Source organism: uncultured Brevundimonas sp., from assembly GCF_937863155.1.
In the GTDB taxonomy this organism is placed as follows: domain Bacteria; phylum Pseudomonadota; class Alphaproteobacteria; order Caulobacterales; family Caulobacteraceae; genus Brevundimonas.
Map to the genome: position 1 here is coordinate 1 of NZ_CALMFB010000027.1, position 3,103 is coordinate 3,103.

Consider the following 3,103-nt stretch of genomic DNA (forward strand, 5'->3'; position numbering starts at 1 on the left):
GTCAGCCGCCTTTCGCCATCGTGTCCTGGATGTTGATGATCGCCGGACCCAGGATCACCACGAACAGCACCGGCAGGAAGAAGACAATCATCGGCACGGTCAGCTTGGCCGGCAGGGCGGCCGCCTTCTTCTCGGCGGCGGCCAGGCGCAGGTCGCGGTTCTCCTTCGCCATCACCCGCAGGGCAGACCCCAGCGGTGTGCCGTACTGTTCGGCCTGGGTCATTGCCGTGGCCACCGATTTCACACCGGGATGGTTGGTGCGCTTGGCCAGGCCTTCATAGGCCATGCGCCGTTCCGGCAGATAGCTGAGCTCGGCCGACAGCAGGGTCAGCTCCTCGGCCAGGTCGATGGACTGGCCGCCGACCTCCTGACCCACCTTCTGGATCGCCGCCTCGATCGACATGCCGGATTCGACGCAGATCAGCAGCAGGTCCAGCGCATCGGGAAAGGCCTGCATGATCGACTGGCGCCGCTTGGCGATCCGGTTCGACAGATACAGGTTCGGCGCATAGTAGCCGGCCACGGCGGCGGCCACGACGGCGGTCACCCGCGACATGAGCGGCAGGCCGAAGTCGTTGAAGATGAACAGATAGAAGGCCGCCACCCCAAGGAAGATGAAGGGCGCGGCGAAGCGGAAGAAGTAGAAGGTGGTCACCGGCCGCGGCCCGCGAAAACCGGCCTGGGCCATCTTGTCGACCACCTGGGGGTCTTCCAGCAGCTTGGTCAGGTTCAGCCGGTCGACGACCCGCTTCTTGAAGCCTTCGTCGGTGTGGCGCAGGCCCGTCTGGCCCGCCATGGCCTGGCGCGAGCGGCGCTTCAGCTCGTCGCGGCGGATGGCGACCGCCTTCATCCGCTTGTCCAGCCCCTGCGCCCCGCCCATCGAGCCGAGCAGGGTCAGGACGGTGGCGAAGACCAGCAGGCCCACCACCATGCTGAGCAGGCTCTGGGGATCGGTGAAGAGTTCGACGATCTGTCTCATGCCCGGTCCATCAGAACTTGAACGAGATCATCTTCTTCATGGTCATGATGCCCAGGCCCATCCAGATGGCGGACCCCAAGAGCATGAACTGTCCCCGCGCATCGGTGAACAGCAGCATCATGTAGGCGGGCGTGGTGATCATCACCAACATCATGACCACCGGCGGCAGCGAGCCGATGATGCCGGCCGAGGCGGTGGCTTCGGACGACAGGGCCTTGATCTTCTCGCCCATCATCCGGCGCGCGCGCAGCACGGTGGACAGATTGCCCAGGGCCTCGGCCAGGTTGCCGCCGGTCTTCTGCTGGATGGCGATGACGATGGCGAAGAAGCGCAGTTCCGGCGTCGGCATGCGCTCGAACATCTTGTCCAGCGCCTGGCTCAGCGTCAGGCCGACGCCTAGACCCTCGACCAGCTTCTGGAACTCCGGACCCAGGGGCGCGGGGCTTTCACGGGCGATGATCTTGAAACAGTCGTGCACCGGCAGGCCCGACTTGATGCCGCGCACGATGACATCGACGGCGTTGGCGAACTCGCCCGAGAATTTCTTCATCCGCCGCTTGCCCAGGAAGCCGACGACCCAGCGCGGCAGGCCGAAGCCGAACACCGCCGCCAACCCCAGGGCCAGGAAGATGTTCAGGCCGAACACCAGCGCCAGACCCAAGGCCACGACCCCCATGACGACGCTGATGATGATGAAGGTGCGCAACGAGGTCGACAGGCCCGCCTGCTTCAGCTTGGCCGCCATGGTCATGCGGGCCTTGCGTTCGCGCCGTTCGGCCTCCTGCAACTGGGTCAGGATCTGCTTGCGGCGCAGTTCGGGCGTATTGGCCGCCTGGGCCTGTTTGCGGGCCGTCGCGGGGTTGGGCCGCGCAAAGGTCTGGGCGCGTTTGACCGCCTGGGCGCCGGACTCGTCGCCGCCGACCAGCACCCAGCCCAGGCCGCCGATGGTGATGAAGGCCAGCACCGCCGCCAGTATGGGCAGAAGGCCGCTCATTCGGCGGCGTCCAGGGCTTCGGCCAGTTCCCGCTCAAGCCCGTAATAGCGGGCGCGGTCCCAGAAGCGCGGCCGGGCGATGCCGGTGGATCGGTGGCGGCCGATGATCTTGCCGTTCTCGTCCTCGCCGGTGATTTCGTAGATGAACAGGTCCTGGGTCACGATCACATCGCCTTCCAGACCCACCACCTCGGTGACATGGGTGATGCGGCGCGACCCGTCGCGCAGGCGCGCCGCCTGGATGATGACGTCGACCGAGCCGACGATCATCTCGCGGATCGTCTTGGACGGCAGGCCATAGCCGCCCATGGTGATCATGGATTCCATCCGGCTGATGGCTTCGCGCGGGCTGTTGGCGTGCAGGGTGCCCATCGATCCGTCGTGGCCGGTGTTCATGGCTTGGAGCAGGTCGAAGGCTTCGGGTCCGCGAACCTCGCCCACGATGATGCGTTCGGGGCGCATCCGCAGGCAGTTCTTGACCAGGTCGCGCATGGTGATCTGGCCCTGGCCTTCCAGGTTCGGCGGCCGGGTCTCCAGGCGCACGACGTGCGGTTGCTGCAGCTGCAACTCGGCCGCGTCTTCGCAGGTGATGACCCGCTCGGTCGGGTCGATGAAAGCGGTCAGGGTGTTCAGCAGGGTCGTCTTGCCCGAACCCGTGCCGCCCGAGATGACGATGTTGCATCGGCTGGCGCCGATCACGCCCAGAACCCGCGCGCCTTCGGGACTGATGGAGGCGTACTCCACCAGATTCCGCATCGTCAGCTTGTCCTTCTTGAACTTGCGGATCGTCAGGGTCGGGCCGTCGATGGCCAGGGGCGGAGCGATGACGTTGACGCGCGATCCGTCCGGCAGGCGGGCGTCGCAGATGGGGCTGGATTCATCGACGCGGCGGCCGACCTGCGACACGATCCGCTGGCAGATGTTCATCAGCTGGGTGTTGTCGCGGAAGCGGACATTGGTCAGCTGGACCTTGCCGCCGACCTCGATGAACACCCGGCCGGCGCCGTTGACCATGATGTCGGCGATGTCGTCGCGGCCCAAGAGCGGTTCCAACGGCCCATAGCCCAGCACGTCGTTGACGATGTCCTGGACCAGATGCTCCTGCTCGGCCACCGACATGGAGACGTTCTT

Annotated in this window: 3 protein-coding genes; all 3 read right to left on the minus strand. The window is 65.9% G+C overall.

The genetic code is table 11. The features are described from left to right. Position 1 precedes the first annotated feature (1 nt). The gene (locus tag Q0581_RS05080) at positions 2-979 is read right to left on the minus strand and encodes a type II secretion system F family protein (protein WP_298698205.1); all 978 of its coding nucleotides are present in this window, start codon (positions 977-979) and stop codon (positions 2-4) included. Positions 980-989: 10 nt separating this feature from the next. Then, complete coding sequence (locus tag Q0581_RS05085; protein ID WP_298698206.1) at positions 990-1,973, minus strand: type II secretion system F family protein; 984 nt, start codon at positions 1,971-1,973, stop codon at positions 990-992. Continuing rightward, positions 1,970-3,103 (minus strand): CpaF family protein (locus Q0581_RS05090; RefSeq protein WP_298698208.1); only part of this gene is annotated, 1,134 nt, incomplete at its 5' end. The genes Q0581_RS05090 and Q0581_RS05085, both read right to left, overlap by 4 nt.